The following is an 18331-nucleotide window of genomic DNA, read 5'->3' on the forward strand; positions in this document are numbered from 1 at the left end:
TGGTGGAGGCTCTTCTAAGGGTAGTATGTGGGTAAAAACGGTGCTACCTAGGCTATAAAAAGCTCTCAGTGGTTCTCCTGACAGGGGGTTGCCGTTAGCTTAGTAGTCTCACTACCTTAGGCTGGGGCTGGACCTTGTAGTCTTCAAGCCTAAGGTATAGCTCTATTGCTTTCCTTATTATCTCACTCCTTGTTACTCCCTTTAGTCTTGCAAAACTATCTAGCTTCTCGAGGAGGTCCTCCTCTACTTTGAATGTGACTACTCTCATACCGGGACCGCCCCCAACCCCGTGTCTCTTTCTAGTAGTAGGGCGCTTAGTGTAGAAGCTTACCCCTACGAGTATTACTAGAGGATTCTTGTAAGAGGGCTACAGGGTGCGTTTCGCTTATATAGAGGCCTCTTTGAGAGAGAGTACATGGGACGTGTACAGTGCCGACTATTCATCTCTCGCTGCCAGAGCAGGTGTACAATGAGCTACGGGAGTACGCTGACGAGATGGGGATGCAGGTGACGAGCCTAGTGAAGATGCTAATCCGTGACGGGCTCGAGAAGCTGCGCAAGGAGCGCGAGGAGAGGAGGCGCAAGCAGAGCGAAGAAGCGACAAAGGTGCTGCTACAAGTACTGCACGAGATAGAGCAGATGCGCCGAGAGTTCCAAGAGTACAAGGTGTACGTGGAGGGAGAGCTTTACAGGATTAATACTAGCCTACAGAGCTTAAAGAAGAGAGTATCACGCCTAGAAGACACTGTAGAAGAGCAGCTCTACCCCGTTGAGACAGAAGTCGTCTCGCCCTAGCAGTACAGAGTTCACGATTACTCTCCGCGCTGTACACGCGCCCCGGCCCCAAGCCGCAGAGGGATCCCTCCCGGGCGGGCTCCGCCCCGGGACCGCCCCCAACCCCAACCCTTCACACAGCTTCTCGTACAATCCCCGTTCTCCATAGCTAGCTGGCTGCTTTCTCTGAATAGATTATTCTTGGTTGACTCGAGGCCCTTAATGCCGTATCCTTCTGCATGCTAGTCGTCTATTCTCTTCCTCGTACCTTGTGGTTCTTGCAGGGTTTGCAGAGGGGCTTAATCATTGTGTTACTTTTATGTAAACTAATATGTAGAGAGACTACATGGAGACGGCCTGGGGGCAGAGAGCTAATAATTTACAATATTGTAAACTTGTTGAGTATTTCAGGTTAAACTCGGGCAATATTATCTAGCACGATACTACCCCGGGGCCAGCACATCTTATTTGCAAGCCTTTCGGGAGAGCTCCTCATAGTCCTTCATGGTTACTGTGTGCTCGTTTCCGAGTAGCTGCGGCTCCTCTTCAAGCTCTCTGGCTGCGAGGACATAGTGTATCGTAGAGGCTTTCACGGGGAGGTGGGCAGCCTTCGCGCGCAGATTGTCAAGGATTCTCCGCGCCTCTCTAGCGCTAAGGCTTGACCACTTTGCCTCAGCAACTAGTATTCGCAGTGGCTTCTCAGAGTCGTCTACCACTACAATGTCTATTTCTGTTCCCCTATGCCACCACTTGCCAATCCTTGTCGGCGTAATGCCTAGCCAGCCATGTTTCAGCTTCTCGGCAATGATCCTTGCGGCTACCTCCTCCCATACAATCGGCATGAGGTTTTCCTCGAAATCCCTCCTAACGGTTTCAACGACTCTCTCCGTAAGCCCAAGCTCTATTGCCGCGCGGTGGGCTGGGACGTAGCGGAACCAGAAGCGTAGGAACGGGTCTGATATAATGTATCTTGATCTCCCCTTTCCTACTACTGGTTGCTCTCTGCGAATAAGCTCCATCTCCTCGAGGACGCGTAGGTACTTGGAGAGGCTCTCTGCGGGGATACCGCTCTTCGAGGCTATCTCGCCATAAGTGGTTGCTCCCCGGGCTATTGCCTCGAGTACCGCGAAATACCTAGTGACTTCACGCAGCTCTTCTCTAAGCAAGTACTTTGCCTCGTCGAGAAATCTCGCATTGGGGCTGAGAACCAGTCTTGCGATATTATCCCAGAGCGTTGAGCCTGGATCAATCTCTACCAGGTAGCCGGGGATGCCGCCAAAGACCCCATAGAGTCGGAGCGCGTCACCCGGGTCCCAGCTCGGCACAAAGCATCTAGTCTCGAAGGGGCCTAGGGGCCTAAGCTTCATGACCCCGGTAAAGCGGCCGTAGAGGGGGCTCCTATAGGACAGCACGCCTTCTGTGAATGATACGAGGCTTCCCGCAAGTACTAGGAAGAGTCCCGTGTCACTGAGCCTCGTATCCCAGGCGTTTTGGAGTAGTGAGAGCAGAGCGGGGCTAGATGAGACAGCATATTGGAACTCGTCGATGACGACCCCGGTTCTCTTGCTTGCAATTCTTTCCAGGTAGAGGAGAAACTGCCTCCAAGAAGTAAAGGGATGCTCAGCGAGCAGCTCGTCGCCGATGAACTCCGCCAGCTCCTTGCTGAGCCTTTCTAGGAGCAGTTTCTCCGGGACCTCCTCGGCGACAAAGTAGAATACTCTATGGCTCTTGGAGAACTCCCTTAGGAGCCTGGTTTTGCCTACGCGCCTACGCCCATAAACGAGGAGTAGCTCAGCCCTACCGCTTCTCCAGTGCTCCTCAAGCCACCTCAGCTCATCTTTTCTGTCAACGAATCGACTCTGCAACTCCTAGACTCCAGAGTACAGACTCCAGAGTCTGAGACTCTAAATTCTGTATCTGTGGCGACGCTATGGTCTCAGAACGAGCTTAGCAAGATCCTCGGCAACAACCACTCGCGGATGAATCCTCCGAGCCTCGGCGAGCAAGGGTTCTGGGTCGTCATATCTCGCACTAATATGGTAGAGAACCAGCATCTCCACGCCAGCCTCGCCAGCAGCCCGCGCCGCGTCCAATGCTGTACTGTGGCCCTGCTCGTGGGCCTCCTCGGCCATGTCGCTGGTAAATGTCGAGTCGTGTATCAGCACCGTAGCGCCCTTCGCTGCCTCCACAACTGTTCTTGTAGGCCTCGTGTCCCCGGTATAGACTATTGTTACACGGGGCTGCTCCTCGACAACATCCTCGGGCCGAATAAGCCTCCCATCAATAACTACTGGCTCCCCGCGCTGCAGCTTGGAGAACAACGGGCCGGGCCGGAGCCCAAGCCTCGCAGCCTTCTCTAGGTTTATCTTTGGCTTCCTCGGGGGCTCCACGAGGCGATAACCATAGGCGACGCGGGCCCCATGGTCAACAGGGAAGGCTGTTGCCTCGAAGCCGTTCGGCAGGACAAGCTTCTCCCAGGGCTCAAGCTCAACGACATAGAGAGGATATGGCGGCAACCACCCCGTGTACCTAGCGGCTTCTCGGAGAAACCCGTAGAGCCCAGGAGGCCCAGCAACCAGCAAGACGTGGCGACGACCAAGCATAGACATTGACTGGAGAAGACCCGGCAAGCCGAAAACATGGTCGCCGTGGAGATGAGTAATCAGCACCGCCGCAAGCCGCAGCGGGCTAATACCGGCCTCCGTAAGCCTAGCCTGAGTACCCTCGCCGCAGTCAAGCAATACGACAGAGCCCCGATAAACCACAGCGATTCCTGGAAGTCCACGACTACGCGTAGGAACAGCCGCCGACGAGCCGAGGAACACTACACCGAGCTCCAAGACAGGCTTCTCCGTAGACCTATTGCAGCATACGCGTAAGGCTTTATCAAGAATTTGGGCGAGCTGCGGAGAAACTAGGAGCAGATACTCGTTTTACAGCTCTACTAATCTCCGATTACTACCACTCCTTATTGTATTCCAGTTCCAGCCCGGTAGCATAGTCTACGAAGACGACGCTAGTTATCCCTGCCTCCTCAAGCTCCCTACGGGCCTTGGAGAGTATAGTATTCCAGAGCGCCTGGTTAATGAACCTACAGAAGTAGCACGAGGGGTCTGTGCCATAATAGTCTAGGAAGACTATGAGCTTATTATCCCTGCTCAGCCGGAGCCTCTTAACAATACCCGACGAAACGAGGTCAACGTCGTAGCCAGGGACCTCTACCCTGCTGAGTGCCTCCTCGGCTCTCCTAAACAGCTCTAGGACGCGGGGGTCATACTGTGCAGTGTTGGGCTTCTTCCGGCCGGTCTCCCGCCTAATCCACTTGAAGATCACCCTGCTCTCCCCACTCCGGGACCACTGGTTGAACACAGGTTAAAGAAGGGCTCGGCCCACCCCTAGCCAGCTTCACGGCCCAGGAGGGCTCAGCGGGACTGCGCGCGCGGGGCTCACTCCTCACAGCCGCTTCAGCTAATCCCCTGTAGGTAAGGGTCAGGAATCCCCCCTATGTTTATCCCGCACCTATGTCTTGAAGGCTTAGCTTCTGTAGCCACTCGGCGAGCTCGTCTGCGTATCGAAACACGTGGTAACTGTGCTGGTCGAATACTATGTATTTCTCCGGCCTTGCCGGCAGCCTGTTAAGCCATGCGGCTATGGCCTCGTAGGCGTCATAGTAGGTCTGAACCGTCACTGTGCCGTGCTCGTAGCCCGATGAGTCAATGTACACTGTTTTGGATACTCGTAGCAGGTCCTTTGCATCGCCACACAGATCCATTGGGTTGACTAGGGTTTCTCCGAGCCGGGCCCGCATCACGACGCCCTCGAAATACAGCGCTGCAGGGTCGAAGACGTGGTAGCTCTTACCGCCCCGGGGCTCGAAGAACACGCCAAGGACTATCGCGTGTACCTCGTCCCCTCGCAGCGCCGCCACGTAGAAGAAGTGCTCATACTGTCTCTTCGTCGCCTCAAGCACGCCGTACGCCAACAAGGCTAGGTCGTCGGAGCCTCCTCCGCCGCTGGTTATCGTCTCGTTTGGCAGCTCTAGTACTCCGTGGGTCACAGAGCCCCTTACCCGCACATAGGGGTCGTCAAGGTGGCAGAGGCGCCGCGACATCCACTCCGCGAGGCGAGCAATGCGCAGCTCAACCGGATACTTGGGCGCAACAGCCACGCTCTTGGCCTCCTGGGCCGCGAGGCTCAATAGGTGCTCGACGAAGACGTAGCACGACTTATTTGTGAAGGCGATGCCAGAGTACCAGCACGAGGGAGTAACACCCTCCGGCACCTTGGCTATTGTATGCGTAACCGTAGTCGTCGAGGTCACCGTAACAAGAGTTGTAGTACTACCCTTGCAGCCCGTCTTACCGCCGAGCGACGCTATAACCCATATACTGGCCACGAGCACGGCTACTACGAGTCCGAGAAGAGTTGCGAGCCATATCTTTTCAACAGTCTCCATTCCCTCCGGCCACCCCGGTAGCCCAGCTTACTATCCATTTGTCCAGCGTCCTCTATCTGTACTAATGGTTCGTTGGACAAGATCCACGGTGCCGGTGTAGGAGTGTTTTTATTCCTGGCAGCAACTACACCTATCTGTAGGAAATTGATTGGTGCATTAAGCCTTGGCAGAGACTAATAGGTTTAGTAGCAGGCTAGGAATGGTTGCATGCATACAAGCCGTCAGCGCAATGGTTGCCCTCACCGGGAAGCTCATCGAGGCGAGCTCGCCAGCAATCTTCGGGCGCTTCGCCCTCAGCTTCGCCTACTTCCTCCTACTCGTAGCCGGCCTCGGCTACGTCTTCTCCGGGGCAGTACTGGCAGGCATGAGGCGCCACGACCCACGAGCAGGGACCGCTGGCACAGCCTTCACCATTGGGGCAGGGCTTGCCTCTTTCGGCTTCCTCCTAGAACTACTAGCAGTCATAGCAAACAGTACTCTCACCTTTAAGGCAGGACTCCTCTTCCTATACATCGCCGCCCCGCTCCTCGTAGCAGCCACGGCCCTTGCGGGACTCGTGTTCCTCGACGAGGCCGACCGCGCCAGGGACAGGGCAGCATGGGGTGCCTCAATACTTTACACCGTGTCCCCTGTCCTCGCAGTATTCATGAACGGCGTTGGCTGGGTCCTCGCAGCAATAGTGGCAACAGTAATCATCTGTATAGAGGCCCGCGGCGTACCCGAGACAGAGAGAATAACCAGGACGATAACAAGGCAAGTAGAAAGGATAAGAGAGCCGGAGAGCCAGGGAGAAGAAAAAGAAGCCTAAGTACCCCTCCATGCCTATTTTCATTGATTCGTAGAACTCGCTCCTCTTTTCTTTTCCAGAACCCCTTCTTTGAGCCTCCAGGGCGCAAGCAGTGCTGCTTATAGGGCCGTCGTTGACCCCCTTGTACATTGGTGCGGGCTTAGCGTGGGACAAGTACCTTTAGCCAGATGTGCCTCCGGGGAGGCAGTAGTCGCGGCAGAACACCCATTGGCTGCCTTGGCCGGTGTACGCGTCCTCGAGGAGGGCGGAAACGCTGCCGACGCGGCAGTCGCCGTCGGCTTTGTTCTTAGCGTTGCTCTTCCCCATCTTGGCGGGCTTGGAGGCGACTTCTTCGCACTCATTAGGCTCGGCAGCGGCGAAACATTGTTCATTGACGGCTCTGGCCCTGCGCCGAGAGGGCTCAGCCGCGACCTCCTGGCTTCCCGCGGCTACGACTCGATGCCGCTCCGCGGTCCTCTCGCCGTAAACGTCCCTGGAATGGTTGACGGGCTACGCTTGCTATGGGAGAGGCTCGGAAGCCTAGAGTGGAGCAGGCTCATAGAGCCAGCGGCAAGGATCGCGGAGAACGGGTTCGGGGCCCCGCCGAGCCTAGGCAGGAGCCTAGAAGCATTGTGCAGCGAAGCCGAGGACCCCGGGCTCCGGGAAACATTCTGCAAGCAGTACCGCGGATGGGGGTCCTGGCTCAGGTTCCCAGGCCTAGCCAGGGCACTGAAAGAGGTAGCGAGGGATCCGAGGAGCTTCTACGAGGGAGACATAGCTGAGAAAATATCGAACTACATCGAGGAGAGAGGCGGAGTACTAAGCCCCGAAGACTTGGCAAGCTACCGCGCAGAGGAGGGAAGACCCCTAGAGACCAGCTACCGCGGGGCAAGGCTCTACGAGATGCCCCCGCCGACGCAGGGGATAACGACGCTGCACATAATGAAGCTCTTAGAAGCCATAGAGCTGTCCAGAGTTGACCCCCTCGGCCCCGAGAGGATTAGAGCCCACCTCGAAGCCTATGTCCCAGCCTACTGGGCCAGGGACACCTACGTCACAGATCCGCGCTACATGAGGATCCCAGTGGAGGAGCTCCTATCAAGCAAGTTCATAGAGGATCTCAGAAGGAGGCGAGGCCTCAGCGTAGAAGAGCCGAGGAAGCCCAGCGGAGACACAACATTCTACGTGGTAGCAGACAGCGAGGGCAACATAGTAGCGGGAATCCAGAGCCTCTTCCACCCCTTCGGCTCCCTAGTAGTAGAGCCAACCTACCAGATACCGCTAAACAATAGGGCGAGCAGCTTCAGCCTAGACCCAAGCCACGCAAACACACTAGAGCCCGGGAAGAAGACAATGCACACACTCTCAGCACTCATCATAGACCGCGGCGAAGAAACCTACGCATTAGGGCTCTCCGGGGGACACCCACGCCCACAGCTCCACAGCCTCCTCGCAACAAACCTGCTAGACTACGAGATGAACCCCCAACAAGCACTCGACGCCCCGAGATTCGCATGGCCGCCCGGCACAAAGAAGCTAAGAGTCGAGAAAGGCTACAGAACAACAACCCTTTCAGGCTACACAGTCGAGGAGACACCCTACCCAAGCAGGCTAGGAGTAGCATCAATACTGCTAGAGAAAAACGGCAAACACGCAGCGTGCAGCGACGCGAGGGGAGACGGAACAGCACTAGCAAAAATCTGAAATCCTTGACACCCTTCCAAAGCCAAAAGCAATACCCTCTAGGCTCCTCCTAAGAATACGTGGAACCCGGCTACGCGGTGCTACCATGCCTCGAAAGAGCAGCGTAACAATAAGGGACCTACTGCTCGTCTCGTGCCACGATTTCCGGCTAGAAAGGAGTGTTTTCGAGCGCTGGAAGGGATGGGTTTACAAGGTCCTCGTGCCTACTCTCAAGAAGTACCAGATGATCCACCTCACATACCTTCACCCAATCGGCATAGACTACTTGTACGCTAAGATAACCGACCCCGAGAAATGGAGAATGATACGAGACAAGTACTTCTCCGCTGACACAAGATACATTAAAGACCTTCACAGTATACCCGTCCACCGCTACCTAGGCAAACTATACTTGTTCGGAGATAAGACAGCCGGAGCCCTCTACTACGCGCCCAGAGAGCTTAAAGACGAAATAGCAGCACGCCTAGACACGTTCTACGACGAAGTCCACGAAGCCAGAGTCTACCCGGTCATGAACTGCCTCGGCAAACTATACCCAGAAGCAACCATAGAGGACGCCGAAGACCTTGGAGCCCGCATGCTAACAACGCTGAAAAACATACCCCCATATCGTAGCAGAAACAGATTCCTCGACTACATGCTCATAGCATCACTTGAAGTAAACCCAACCATAACGCTCAAAGAGCTACGCAAACTCATATACCCCGTCAGAGCACGAATAGAAAAACAGCTCAAAGACAGTGCAGAGCTAAGCATCAAATACGTCCTCAGACACTACCACGCACTAAGCAAGAAACACGTACTCGGAAGAATCTTCATAGTCAGCCAAAACGTAAGCCTCTATCCAGTACTTGAAGTCTCCAAAGAAGCGTTAAAGACACTCTACGGATTAGCAACAATAACGTTAGGATCAACATCAATAATAGTCTACGACGACTACGCTCTCGGGTCAATTGCACCCAAAACACTCAATGAATTCGGAGAATTAATTATGCCTATTAACAACTATATAGAAAGCGTTAAAATTGTGGTAGCCTGGATAAGAGCACCAATACCTTTTGAGATGTACAACCCAATTACAGACGAATGGAACCTAGAAAGACCAGCAATAGAGAACCTAATAAAGTTAGTCAAAAAATACAGATTAGCTAGAACAAGCTGACCTTAAATATTAGATCGGCCCACCGTATCCTTTCTTCACTTCAAGTATTTGTACCAGACCGGTTGCTAAGGATAGGTAGGGTGCTATCTTTATCAAGATCTTCTTCTTGTTCACCTTCTTTGCCACGTGTCTCCACCTCCGAGCACTTTGTTCCTCGTGCTGCTTGTACGTCGCAGTGGTTTCTTATCTGGGCTTGTTCCGATTCGGAACATAGTAAAGCGACTAGACTCTGGTACCCCTGCTTGTCTCTGCACATTGAACTGTTCCGATTCATTCACCGGAAAAGCCGCTAACTGACTTACCTGGTTTGTCGGCTTGTGTATTACCTGGGACTTTCGATGGTTTACGTGGATCGTCTTAGAAGGATTGCTCCAGGTCTTTTTGCTGCTCTTAACTCTTTGGCTAAGCAGAGGATAGGAGTTGGTCTCGAATCCCTCTCTAGGGATGAGTTCGTAAGGCTTGTTGAGGAGTTTTTGCCTGGTCGTTCACGTATCCTGGCGAATATCGTGTATGGGGACCAGGTAAACGTGTTGCCGGGGTCGTTGGGTGCTCAGTCGCTTATCGGGGATGGAGGGTTAATGCTTCTCTAGAGGCGCGGAGATGCGGAGAAATAGGTGGCTGCTGGCTATCTGCTTAGCAGCTTCCGGATCAAGAGCGCTAATAGTATCCATAGCATGCCGGTAAACAATAGGCTATAGACTAGGCTTACTAGAAGCCGTTTCCACGCAGATTCTCCCTCAGAGCCCATGTCCACCCGGACCACGAGGCTGACTTCACGCATAGCTCCTGTCTCTTGGTCTCTCAGCACGCCGTTGCATTCATAGACATCGATGCCCCATAGCCCCTTCTCGGCAGCCCTGCAGACAAGGCCAGCGTTGGCTAACTCTTCTACGCGCTTGCGCTGAGCCTTGACGGCGTCTTCGAGCTTCTTATACTTGCATACCTTCTCGTAGACCTCGCCGCTATCGCTGTGTACGATGTAGCAGTATCGGAGGCTGTGGGCCAAGCCCAGGGCACCTTTTCTGCATAAGAAGCCTTTTTGTCCCCGCCTTGCGCGGGTTGTTGAGAAAAACCATGCTTATTCTTAGCTCTGTATACGTGGATACTCTATGAGTGCTACTGCTGCTCTGCTTCGTAGCCGTGTAGCCTCTCTATGAGCCCCTCGACACTCCTGGCTAGCAGCGGGCCTACGTCTAGCTCCTCTGCCTTGCTCCAGCGCGGCTTGACCGTGTTGGTGCAGTATAGTTTCTCTAGGCCGCTCTCCTCTAGCTTCTCTACAGCGTTGCCTACTAGGAGGCAGTGGGTTATTGCCGCATAGACCCTGGTTGCGCCCTGGTCTAGGAGCAGCTTGGCGGCCTTGGCTAGTGTTCCCCCGGTGCTCACAATATCGTCCACGATGATTATTGTGGCGCCTTTGGCGTCCAGCTTCTTCGGCTTCATCGTTATTTCTCCAGTGACTCTGTCACGGTGCTTCTCCAGGTGGTCGAAGGGCAGTCCCAGCTTCTCTCCAAGGGACTTGGCGCGGGGGAGCGCGCCCTTGTCGGGGGCGATTACGTAGGCTAGCTCGGCTTCCTCGACGACTGGTCGGAGAGCCTCCGCGAACACGGGGGATGGGTCAATATTTGCCGCGGGGCCGGGGAACCACTCGAGGCTATACTGCTTATGGATATCGATTGTCGCTAGGGCCTCTGCGCCGGCTGAGGCGAGTGCGCGGAGCACTGCGCGTATGCTTATCGGCTCGCCTCGCAGGAAGCGACGATCCTGCCTACTATAGGCGAGATACAGCGGCGCAGCGACGACGCTGGCGGCGCCTAGGCCCCGGAGCGCCTCTATGAGTAGCATTCCCTCAACTATCCTCGTGCTAGGCTCGGGGAACCCGGTGAAGACCGCGACCCCTACACCCTCGGGGGCCCCCGCTACGCGGACATAGGCCTCGCCGTCGGGGAACTGCTTCCACGAAGCCTCGACGAGGTCTGCGCCAATGGTTTTCGCAGCGCTTCTCGCCGCTTCGCACGCGTAGCCCAGGCAGGCGAAGAAGAGACTTGGCCTAGTCATGTCTGCTTAGCCCCAGTTATCCCGGGGCAGAGGCTCGGGAGGAGAAATTAGTACGTGTCCCATATCGTGCCAAACTCTTCCCGGAACCCCTCTTCAAGGAAGGGTGCTGGCACCAAGTAGTAGCCAAGGCTCTTGGCAGGAATGAGTACACCCGCAGCCATCATCGCGTTGAACGAGTCGCTTATCATGCCGTCAACCTCTAGCCTCCTCCAAGGCGATAGCACCGGGTAGGCGAAGCCACCGTAGCTCCCACGGTAGAGCTTATCGTAGACAGCCTTGTGGAGAGCCTCCTCCCCCACCGCTATGCTTCCCCGAGGCGTAAGCCTCTTAGCCGAACCATTCTCAGCCATCTCCGCCACAACGCCCAGTATGTCGCCCACACTCTTTCTCCTAGAGCCCCTCATGTGGCTAAGCTCCCTCACCGCCAATCGGTGAAGAGCCTCCCTGACGACACCGTAGTAGCGCTCCTCAAGGCCAGCTATCCTCTCCCGGCACGCCTCCCCGCCAACGCCGCCGAGCTCGGCGAAGACGAGCCCAGCAGCCCTCACAGCCCTCTCCCTATCATCCTCCTCGACCCGGAACACCCTCCCGAGGTAATCAAGCAGCTCCCCTGGAGCATCCTCTCCAACACCCTTGCCGAGAACACAGAGAGCAGCACCATACACGAGGCCAGCATAGAACCCATAGACAGCGCCAACACTACCACTATTAGCCTCAAGAAACTCGGCCAAACAACTCAAGACTCAGACCCACCACTCATGCCAAGTACTAGTTGCAGGAGACGGGTTTATCACTACACCGGAAACAATGAAAAGACAGCCATAAAGCCCTGGCTCCGCCACCAAGGAGCTAAAAAGGCTCCAAAGAAACAATAACAGTGAACGGAGCCTCGCCGAGCGCAAGCCCTCAGCGTGATGAGGGGAGGCCCCTGGCCCCCCTATCCGAGCCCCTCCGAGCGCTGTGACGAGCAGGCTAGGCCCTGACACCCTTCGACTCACTCGTAGATTAGCTCTTATCTCTAAGATTAAGTGGGTCTGTATTAGGCTATTTTAGTCGTACATTGGTGCTGGTATGTTATCATTGCTCGGCAACAATATTGGTACCTCGAGGAACGCTTAATCTCTCAGAAGTTACTTTCATATGTGTCAAATACGTTGAATCATATGATGGATATAAATGACGATAATCCATTTATGTTTTCGGTAACAATGAGTCCAACTGTTATCTATAAATGATTGTCTACAAAGTAATAAGAGGTGAATTCATTGATAAATAAAACAAGGAATATTTCTTTAGTATTAGTTTTTGTTTTAATAGTGTTTAGTATAGTTATTTATAAATTATATAATAAAAATCATGAGTTCGTAGAAATTAAGACCATTGTTTCTATTAGATCGCCAAGCCCTCGGGGACTTTTAGCCTATCCTCCGCCTGGTTGTGGCAATTTAGTCGCTTTAAGAGTTGTAGGGGTTGATGAAAGGCTCCACATAGTTGTAGTAAATGTCTCTTCAAAAAGCATTGTTGGCAATGGTATTTCGGCTTATAGGGTTGGAGACTGGTATAGGGGGTTTATGATCTGTAATGGTACGGTTTTTGAACTCATCAATCGGAAGCATACGACTATTATTTACCAGTCATATAGTATCAGAGACGGGTCAGCACAGAGGATAATTGCTAGGGTTAGTGATTTCGATGTACCTTCTATGCTTATCGACAAACAGAGGATTATCCTTTTAGGTATCAATGGGGAGACTGAGCCTCCTCAGCCCGTGTTACTAGTACTTGATGTTAACGGAACAGTTCTGGCTAAGTATATGCTGCCTTGGGATCTAAGAGAACTCGCAGATTTAGGAATTGATACGAGACTCTTCATGCTAAAGCCGAATCTCTATCTTGCGGCATTTGCACCCCGAGAGATCTGGAAGAGCAAGGGCCGTGGAAACCTCTATGTAGGCATTATTACCATTAATGACTCTCGTATCTCTGCTAGTAAATTGATGGTTCTTCCAGGCAAGCTCAGTGTTGCCAGTATAGACCACGCTCTCATCAATGGTGAGCTTCTTTACATTCTCTATAGCGCCCCAGGAAAGCTCGAACCGGTGCCAGCAATCTATGTCTATAATGTTTCACGCGGTGGTAAGCCTATCGCGGTCTACTCTAATACATCCATAGAGATACGCGGGGGCTTCCTAGTGCACATAGCTGGAGAAGTTTATGCAGTACTCTTATCTCCTCTCCTTGTATCAGTGGGGCTTGTCCCGGTACCAGTAGCAGCGGCAACGGCTATAATCGTTAAAGCTGGGCAAGGACTCCCAATAATTGACAAGACCCCTGTTAAGGCTGACAAGGGCTTTGTGGACTGGGAATATAATAGTTTAAATGTACCTCTTCGCGACCTTGATGGTAATGGAAAAGTAGATGTTCTTGCTATTGCATTCAGCGTTTTTAATGTAGGTGTGCCTGGTGAGCAGGGGCGTATATATCTCATCGACATAGAGCCCGTGACGCCTGTTGGCTAGGCTCTGCCCCTCATATGTCGATTAATGTGAGGCTTTTGGATACATTACTCGTAGATTAGCCTTGTTAGTGGTTCTAGGCCTGGGTGTTGTCTGTAGGCTGGTTTCTCTGCTTGGTCTTTTGTGGCTCGTTCTGCTAAGCATTTGATGATTGTCGCTGTTTGTGTCACAGCGTTGTCCCAGGGGTTTTTCTCGCCCTGTATCTTGTAGACCTTTATTCCTGCCTCGGTGATTGTTTTCGCGGCGTAGTCTATTCTCTTTCTTGGTAGGAGCGGCGAGTAGAATATCGCTACGGCTTTCGACGGGTATATGGCTGCGTGGACTAGCTGTTCGAGTCTCTCGTGGCGCTTGGGCTTGGCGTAGACCTCGTAGAACTTGTTCGCGGCGAAGAGTGCTGAGCCGTAGCTGTCCGCTATGCCTGCGAACACGTCTGCGTTCATCCATGCACATTTTCCTCCAATGCTTCCTAGTCTCGGCTCGTAGCCGAGTGCCTTGGCTATGAGTCCTAGTAGTACTACTTGCCTTGCTGCACCGACGCCCATTGGTGCATGGGGGTACGTGGTCTCGATGACGTGGCTGCAGGCGCGCTGGGCGAGTGGTGAGCCGGGGGTGGTGAAGCATACTACTGGTACTTTTCTCGACAGGGCCTTCTCTGCGAGCTCTATGACTGTTCTCGTTCTCCCGCCGATGCTTATCGCTACCAGCGTGCAGCCTTTCTCGGCCAGGAACCTGGGCTTGTCAACCGCTACTGCGTCCAATGGGTCTACTGCCTCTGCCCGTGGGCCGGCGAGGGCTGCGAGCGTTATTGCGGCAGCGTAGCTGTCCCCGGAGCCCGTTGCAGCGATGCAGTCAGCATCACTTAGTACTGGTTCTACGCTCTTCTCGGAGACGTGTTCACGGAATATGTCGTGGATTGATTCTGCTTCTCTGCGGAGAAGCGTGTAGAGGGGCTGACTAGTATCGGTGCTCATGAGCGTTTGCACCGTGTTAGGCTACTCGTCTTCGGAACAATTTTTATCTAGTCTCAAAGCCTCCATCTACTTGGTGCAAGCGTTTTTCAGAAACACAATGTATACACCCGATAACATTGGCTTAACCATCTGCCTGGGTGTTAGAAGGTGCCCCGTGTAGAGATCCGATTCCACGGTCGTGGTGGTCAGGGCGCAGTAACCGCCGCCAAAGTTCTCGCCGCCGCAGCCGTCGAGGAGGGTAAGTACGCTCTCGCATTCCCCGAGTACGGTGCAGAACGCAGAGGCGCACCAGTCCTCGCCTTCACCCGTATCGATGAGAAGCCGATCCTCGAGAGAGAGCCTGTCCTTGAGCCGGACATAGTTGTTGTCTTCGACCCATCGCTCGAGCCAGAGATATATCTGAAGGGTCTAAAGGACAATGGGATGCTCGTCATAAATACTAAGAAGACCATAGACGAGCTCCTCAAAGCTATTGAGGAGAGCGGGCTCAAGAAGCCCCGCTGCATTGCACGCGTAAACGCCACGGACATTGCGATAAAACACCTACGCTCACCCATAGTCAATACATCTATGCTCGCAGCCCTCGTGAGGGCTAGCCGCGTCGTAGGCCTAGACTCCGTGAAGGACCAGATCCGCAAGGTTTTTGCAGAAAGGCCTCACATAGCTGAGGCAAACCTTAAGGCCATGGACGAGGCATATAATGCTACAGAGGTGGTTTGCCTGTGAGTTCTAAGGAGAAGCTCCTCGGCAAAAAGTACCCTGAGGCTCTCGAAGACCTCCCCGTAGCCGCTATAGTGCCTTGGCCGGGCAGCACCCTCGACGTAACAACTCATGCGTGGAGGACGTTCCGCCCAGTAATAAACCAGGACAAGTGTGTTCGCTGCCGCCTCTGCTGGGTATACTGCCCCGACGGCGCCATCCTAGAGGTCGACGAGGAGTACACGACGAGCACCGGCAAGAAGTACAAGGTCACCTTCAAGGTTGACTACGACCACTGCAAGGGCTGCGGCATCTGCGCCAACGAGTGCCCCGTCAAGGCCATAGAAATGGTTCCTGAGATGAAGTAAGCCCCTCCTGGAGGTGAGCATGCATGGCTCTCGCACAAGAGACCAAGCCCAAAGAGGTGCCCGAGAAGAAGGAGAAGAAGCGCATAGCGGCCACTGGCGCGGACGCAGCCGCCTATGCTGTCCGAGACGTTGACGTAGACGTGGTAGCGGTCTACCCGATCACCCCGCAGGCGCCTATAGCCGAGAACATTGCACAGATGATAGCCGACGGCGAGATAGACGCCGAGCTGATACACGTTGAGAGCGAGCACAGCGCAATGAGCGCCGTGGTTGCGGCAGCGGCGACTGGTGCAAGAGCATTCACTGCAACCAGCAGCCAGGGCCTCGAGCTGATGCACGAAGTACTCTACATCGCCAGCGGTCTCCGCCAGCCAGTAGTGATGGCCCTCGCTACTAGGGCGCTGAGCGCCCCGATAAACATTTGGAACGACTACGCCGACGCAATGGGTATGAGGGACACTGGGTGGATAATGATATTCAGCGAGAACGTGCAAGAAGTATACGATAACCTGATCCAGGCGTTCAGGATAGCAGAGCACCCAGACGTACTCCTACCAGTAGTAGTGACGCTTGACGGCTACATATTGAGCCACACAACCGAGCCCCTAGAGCCCATGAGCCGCGAGGAAGCCCTAAGCTTCGCCCCTAAGAGGCCGCGCGGCTACCGCCCAGTACTAGACCCAGACGAGCCCGTAACCATAGGCGTCCTAGGCGCGCCCAACTGGTACCAGGAGGTCAAGGTGCAGCAAGCCCTCGCCATGAGGGAGTCCCGCAGAGTGATAGAGGAGACGGGCAAGGAGTTCGGCAGGATATTCGGCAGAGAGTACGGCTTCATAGAGCCCTACATGATGGACGACGCCGAGGTAGCAATAGTGACTCTCGGAGCGACGAGCAGCCTCGTCAAGGCGGCCGTGAACAGGCTGCGCGAACAAGGAGTAAAGGCCGGCATGGTGAAGATAAGGGTGTTCCGCCCATTCCCGGCAGAAGAGCTTGCAAAGGCGCTGGAGAATGTGAACGCGGTAGGTGTCCTCGACAGAGCAGTTAGCTTCGGCGGCGCAGTGGAAGGCCCACTGTTCATGGAGGTCGCTACCAGCCTAGCGCTACGCGGCATCGTGAAGCCCATGGTGAGCTTCATACACGGTCTCGGAGGCAGAGACATCTTCGTAAAAGACGTTATGGAGATGTACCAGAAGCTCCTAGAGGCAGCGAAGACCGGAAAGAGTGTGACAAGGACACTCTTCTACGGAGTAAAGAGCCGCAGAGGCCACGTAGTCTAACCCCCGTGTTTTAGAAATGAATGAGTGCTTGGCCCGTATGGAGGTGTAAGCTGGATGGCGCTCACAAAGCCGATTAAATCCCTATGGGAGATCCCGCGCGAAGAGAGATTCGTAGGAGGCCACGCCGCCTGCCAGGGCTGTGCCGCCGCGCTCATACTAAGGCACCTCATGAAGGTAGTGGGCAAGGACGCCATAGTGGTAAACGCTACTGGCTGTATGGAGGTAATCTCCACACTATTCCCGAGAACGGCTTGGAGGAATCCATGGCTGCACCTGGCATTCGAGAACGCAGGCGCAGCGGCCAGCGGCGTAGAAGCCGCGATCAAGGCGCTTCAGAGGAAGGGAGTACTAGACCCCAATCGCTACATCAAGGTAGTAGCGATCGCAGGCGACGGAGGCACGTTCGACATTGGCTTGCAGAGCCTCAGCGGCATGCTGGAGAGAGGACACGACGTAATGTACGTTGTCTACGATAACGAGGCCTACATGAACACCGGTATACAGAGGAGCAGCGCAACACCCTACGGCGCCTGGACAACCACAACGCCCGTAGGCAAGAAGATGAGGGGCGAGTATAGGCCGAAGAAGGACATAATCGGGATAGCTTATGCGCACAGGATACCGTACATAGCTACAGCGAATCCTGCGTACCCGATAGACATGATAAACAAGTTCATCAAGGCCTACAACACCCGCGGCCCCAGCCTGGTACACGTCCTATCGCCGTGTACACCCGGATGGAGGATACCGGAGTCTAAGAGCATCGAAGTCGCGAAACTAGCAGTGCAGACAGGTATGTGGGTGCTCCTAGAAATAGAGAACGGTAAGCCCAAGGTAACAGTCAAGATAAGGAAGAGGAAGCCCGTAAGAGAGTACCTGAAGATGCAGGGCAGATTCCGCCACCTAACAGAAGAAGACATCAAGAAGATACAGGAGATGGTAGACCAGTACGTAGCAGAGATAAACAAGTGGGTAGGCGAGGAAGCAATAGGCCCAGTAGAGGGATAATCCTCCGGCCCTCTTACTTCTCCTTTTTCTCCCCAGATGAATTGTTGCTTCTCTGTGCCTCGAGGATCTTCTTCAGCTCGAGCATCTTCCGCCTAGCCTTAGCAATAGCGTTTGCCTGGTCTCTCCACTTCCTGAGCCTGCCGAGATGCGGGAATATGATTGCGTCTCTCGGGCACATCTTGGCACAGGTGTCGCATCCCACCATGCAGTTATAGGGCCTTGCGACCACGGGCCTCATGCGCTCAAAGTCCCAGTCGTAGACGTTTCTCCCGCTGCATGTGAGGAGGCAGAGGCCGCAGCCAATGCAGCGCTCATAGTCTATCTCGGGGTACCATGGTATGTTTTCGCGCGGTATTCCCCACCAAGAGGTCTTTGAGTAATCGCGTATGGGTCTGCCGAGGATGTCTTTCCCTATTAGGGGAGGTTGCTGCGCCATCCTTCTCGCCATGTATGGATGTTAGCAGTATTTATGGTGTAAAATACTTTACTAGGGAAAAATACGATGTAAGAGATAAAACAGCATAGTTACTACGGTAAGCGCGTATTTTTCGCAA

20 protein-coding genes are annotated in these 18331 nt (G+C 54.2%); 10 read left to right on the forward strand and 10 right to left on the reverse strand.

What is annotated here, in order from left to right; translation table 11 throughout:
• Window positions 1–94: 94 nt before the first annotated feature.
• Window positions 95–268: a ribbon-helix-helix protein, CopG family gene (locus tag SBG41_RS00575; RefSeq protein WP_317895597.1), complete on the reverse strand. Its 174-nt coding sequence runs from the start codon at window positions 266–268 to the stop codon at window positions 95–97.
• Window positions 269–429: 161 nt separating this feature from the next.
• Between SBG41_RS00575 and SBG41_RS00580 the strand changes: the two genes are divergently transcribed.
• Entirely contained in the window at window positions 430–795 is a 366-nt protein-coding gene (locus SBG41_RS00580; protein ID WP_317895598.1) for a ribbon-helix-helix domain-containing protein, read from the forward strand.
• 443 nt (window positions 796–1238) lie between these two features.
• Here SBG41_RS00580 and SBG41_RS00585 read toward each other — a convergent pair whose 3' ends face one another.
• The 4 genes from SBG41_RS00585 to SBG41_RS00600 form a co-directional block, all read right to left on the reverse strand.
• Entirely contained in the window at window positions 1239–2639 is a 1401-nt protein-coding gene (locus tag SBG41_RS00585; protein ID WP_317895599.1) for an ATP-binding protein, read from the reverse strand.
• 63 nt (window positions 2640–2702) lie between these two features.
• Window positions 2703–3614, reverse strand: coding sequence for a ribonuclease Z (rnz, locus tag SBG41_RS00590; protein ID WP_317895600.1), 912 nt, complete (start codon window positions 3612–3614; stop codon window positions 2703–2705).
• A 118-nt stretch (window positions 3615–3732) separates the two neighbouring features.
• Window positions 3733–4107, reverse strand: coding sequence for a hypothetical protein (locus SBG41_RS00595; protein WP_317895601.1), 375 nt, complete (start codon window positions 4105–4107; stop codon window positions 3733–3735).
• Between the two features lie 175 nt (window positions 4108–4282).
• Window positions 4283–5230, reverse strand: a complete 948-nt coding sequence (locus tag SBG41_RS00600; protein WP_317895602.1) for a hypothetical protein — start codon at window positions 5228–5230, stop codon at window positions 4283–4285.
• Between the two features lie 163 nt (window positions 5231–5393).
• Between SBG41_RS00600 and SBG41_RS00605 the strand changes: the two genes are divergently transcribed.
• The 4 genes from SBG41_RS00605 (at window position 5394) to SBG41_RS00620 (ending at window position 9473) form a co-directional block, all read left to right on the forward strand.
• Window positions 5394–6038: a hypothetical protein gene (locus SBG41_RS00605; RefSeq protein WP_317895603.1), complete on the forward strand. Its 645-nt coding sequence runs from the start codon at window positions 5394–5396 to the stop codon at window positions 6036–6038.
• A 69-nt stretch (window positions 6039–6107) separates the two neighbouring features.
• Complete coding sequence (locus SBG41_RS00610; protein ID WP_317895604.1) at window positions 6108–7721, forward strand: gamma-glutamyltransferase family protein; 1614 nt, start codon at window positions 6108–6110, stop codon at window positions 7719–7721.
• 85 nt (window positions 7722–7806) lie between these two features.
• On the forward strand, window positions 7807–8883 hold the full coding sequence (locus SBG41_RS00615; RefSeq protein WP_317895605.1) for a hypothetical protein: 1077 nt from the start codon (window positions 7807–7809) through the stop codon (window positions 8881–8883).
• A 338-nt stretch (window positions 8884–9221) separates the two neighbouring features.
• Window positions 9222–9473 carry a hypothetical protein gene (locus SBG41_RS00620; protein WP_317895606.1) on the forward strand — a complete coding sequence of 84 codons (252 nt, stop codon included), beginning with the start codon at window positions 9222–9224 and terminating at the stop codon, window positions 9471–9473.
• A gap of 35 nt (window positions 9474–9508) precedes the next feature.
• Here SBG41_RS00620 and SBG41_RS00625 read toward each other — a convergent pair whose 3' ends face one another.
• From SBG41_RS00625 to SBG41_RS00635, 3 genes are all read right to left on the reverse strand, one after another.
• Window positions 9509–9889, reverse strand: coding sequence for a hypothetical protein (locus tag SBG41_RS00625; RefSeq protein WP_317895607.1), 381 nt, complete (start codon window positions 9887–9889; stop codon window positions 9509–9511).
• Window positions 9890–9999: 110 nt separating this feature from the next.
• Complete coding sequence (prs, locus tag SBG41_RS00630) at window positions 10000–10938, reverse strand: ribose-phosphate diphosphokinase (RefSeq protein WP_317895608.1); 939 nt, start codon at window positions 10936–10938, stop codon at window positions 10000–10002.
• A 47-nt stretch (window positions 10939–10985) separates the two neighbouring features.
• Window positions 10986–11678: a hypothetical protein gene (locus SBG41_RS00635; protein ID WP_317895609.1), complete on the reverse strand. Its 693-nt coding sequence runs from the start codon at window positions 11676–11678 to the stop codon at window positions 10986–10988.
• Between the two features lie 525 nt (window positions 11679–12203).
• Between SBG41_RS00635 and SBG41_RS00640 the strand changes: the two genes are divergently transcribed.
• Window positions 12204–13457, forward strand: a complete 1254-nt coding sequence (locus tag SBG41_RS00640; RefSeq protein WP_317895610.1) for a hypothetical protein — start codon at window positions 12204–12206, stop codon at window positions 13455–13457.
• Between the two features lie 44 nt (window positions 13458–13501).
• Here the strand turns inward: SBG41_RS00640 and SBG41_RS00645 are convergent, their stop codons facing one another.
• Complete coding sequence (locus SBG41_RS00645; protein WP_317895611.1) at window positions 13502–14425, reverse strand: SIS domain-containing protein; 924 nt, start codon at window positions 14423–14425, stop codon at window positions 13502–13504.
• Window positions 14426–14572: 147 nt separating this feature from the next.
• Between SBG41_RS00645 and SBG41_RS00650 the strand changes: the two genes are divergently transcribed.
• From SBG41_RS00650 to porB, 4 genes are read left to right on the forward strand one after another with little or no spacing between them, the layout of a single operon-like run.
• Window positions 14573–15151 (forward strand): 2-oxoacid:acceptor oxidoreductase family protein, encoded by a 579-nt coding sequence (locus SBG41_RS00650; RefSeq protein ID WP_317895612.1) that lies wholly within the window; start codon window positions 14573–14575, stop codon window positions 15149–15151.
• Window positions 15148–15492, forward strand: coding sequence for a 4Fe-4S binding protein (locus SBG41_RS00655; protein WP_317895613.1), 345 nt, complete (start codon window positions 15148–15150; stop codon window positions 15490–15492). The genes SBG41_RS00650 and SBG41_RS00655 overlap by 4 nt, the downstream gene beginning before the upstream one ends.
• Window positions 15493–15515: 23 nt before the next feature.
• On the forward strand, window positions 15516–16769 hold the full coding sequence (locus SBG41_RS00660) for a transketolase C-terminal domain-containing protein (RefSeq protein WP_317895614.1): 1254 nt from the start codon (window positions 15516–15518) through the stop codon (window positions 16767–16769).
• Between the two features lie 54 nt (window positions 16770–16823).
• Complete coding sequence (gene porB, locus SBG41_RS00665) at window positions 16824–17777, forward strand: pyruvate synthase subunit PorB (RefSeq protein WP_317895615.1); 954 nt, start codon at window positions 16824–16826, stop codon at window positions 17775–17777.
• A gap of 13 nt (window positions 17778–17790) precedes the next feature.
• Here porB and SBG41_RS00670 read toward each other — a convergent pair whose 3' ends face one another.
• Complete coding sequence (locus SBG41_RS00670; RefSeq protein ID WP_317895616.1) at window positions 17791–18213, reverse strand: 4Fe-4S dicluster domain-containing protein; 423 nt, start codon at window positions 18211–18213, stop codon at window positions 17791–17793.
• Window positions 18214–18331: the final 118 nt, after the last annotated feature.

The sequence above is a fragment of the Pyrofollis japonicus genome, from assembly GCF_033097485.1.
GTDB classification, from domain to species: Archaea; Thermoproteota; Thermoprotei_A; order Sulfolobales; family Pyrodictiaceae; genus Pyrofollis; species Pyrofollis japonicus.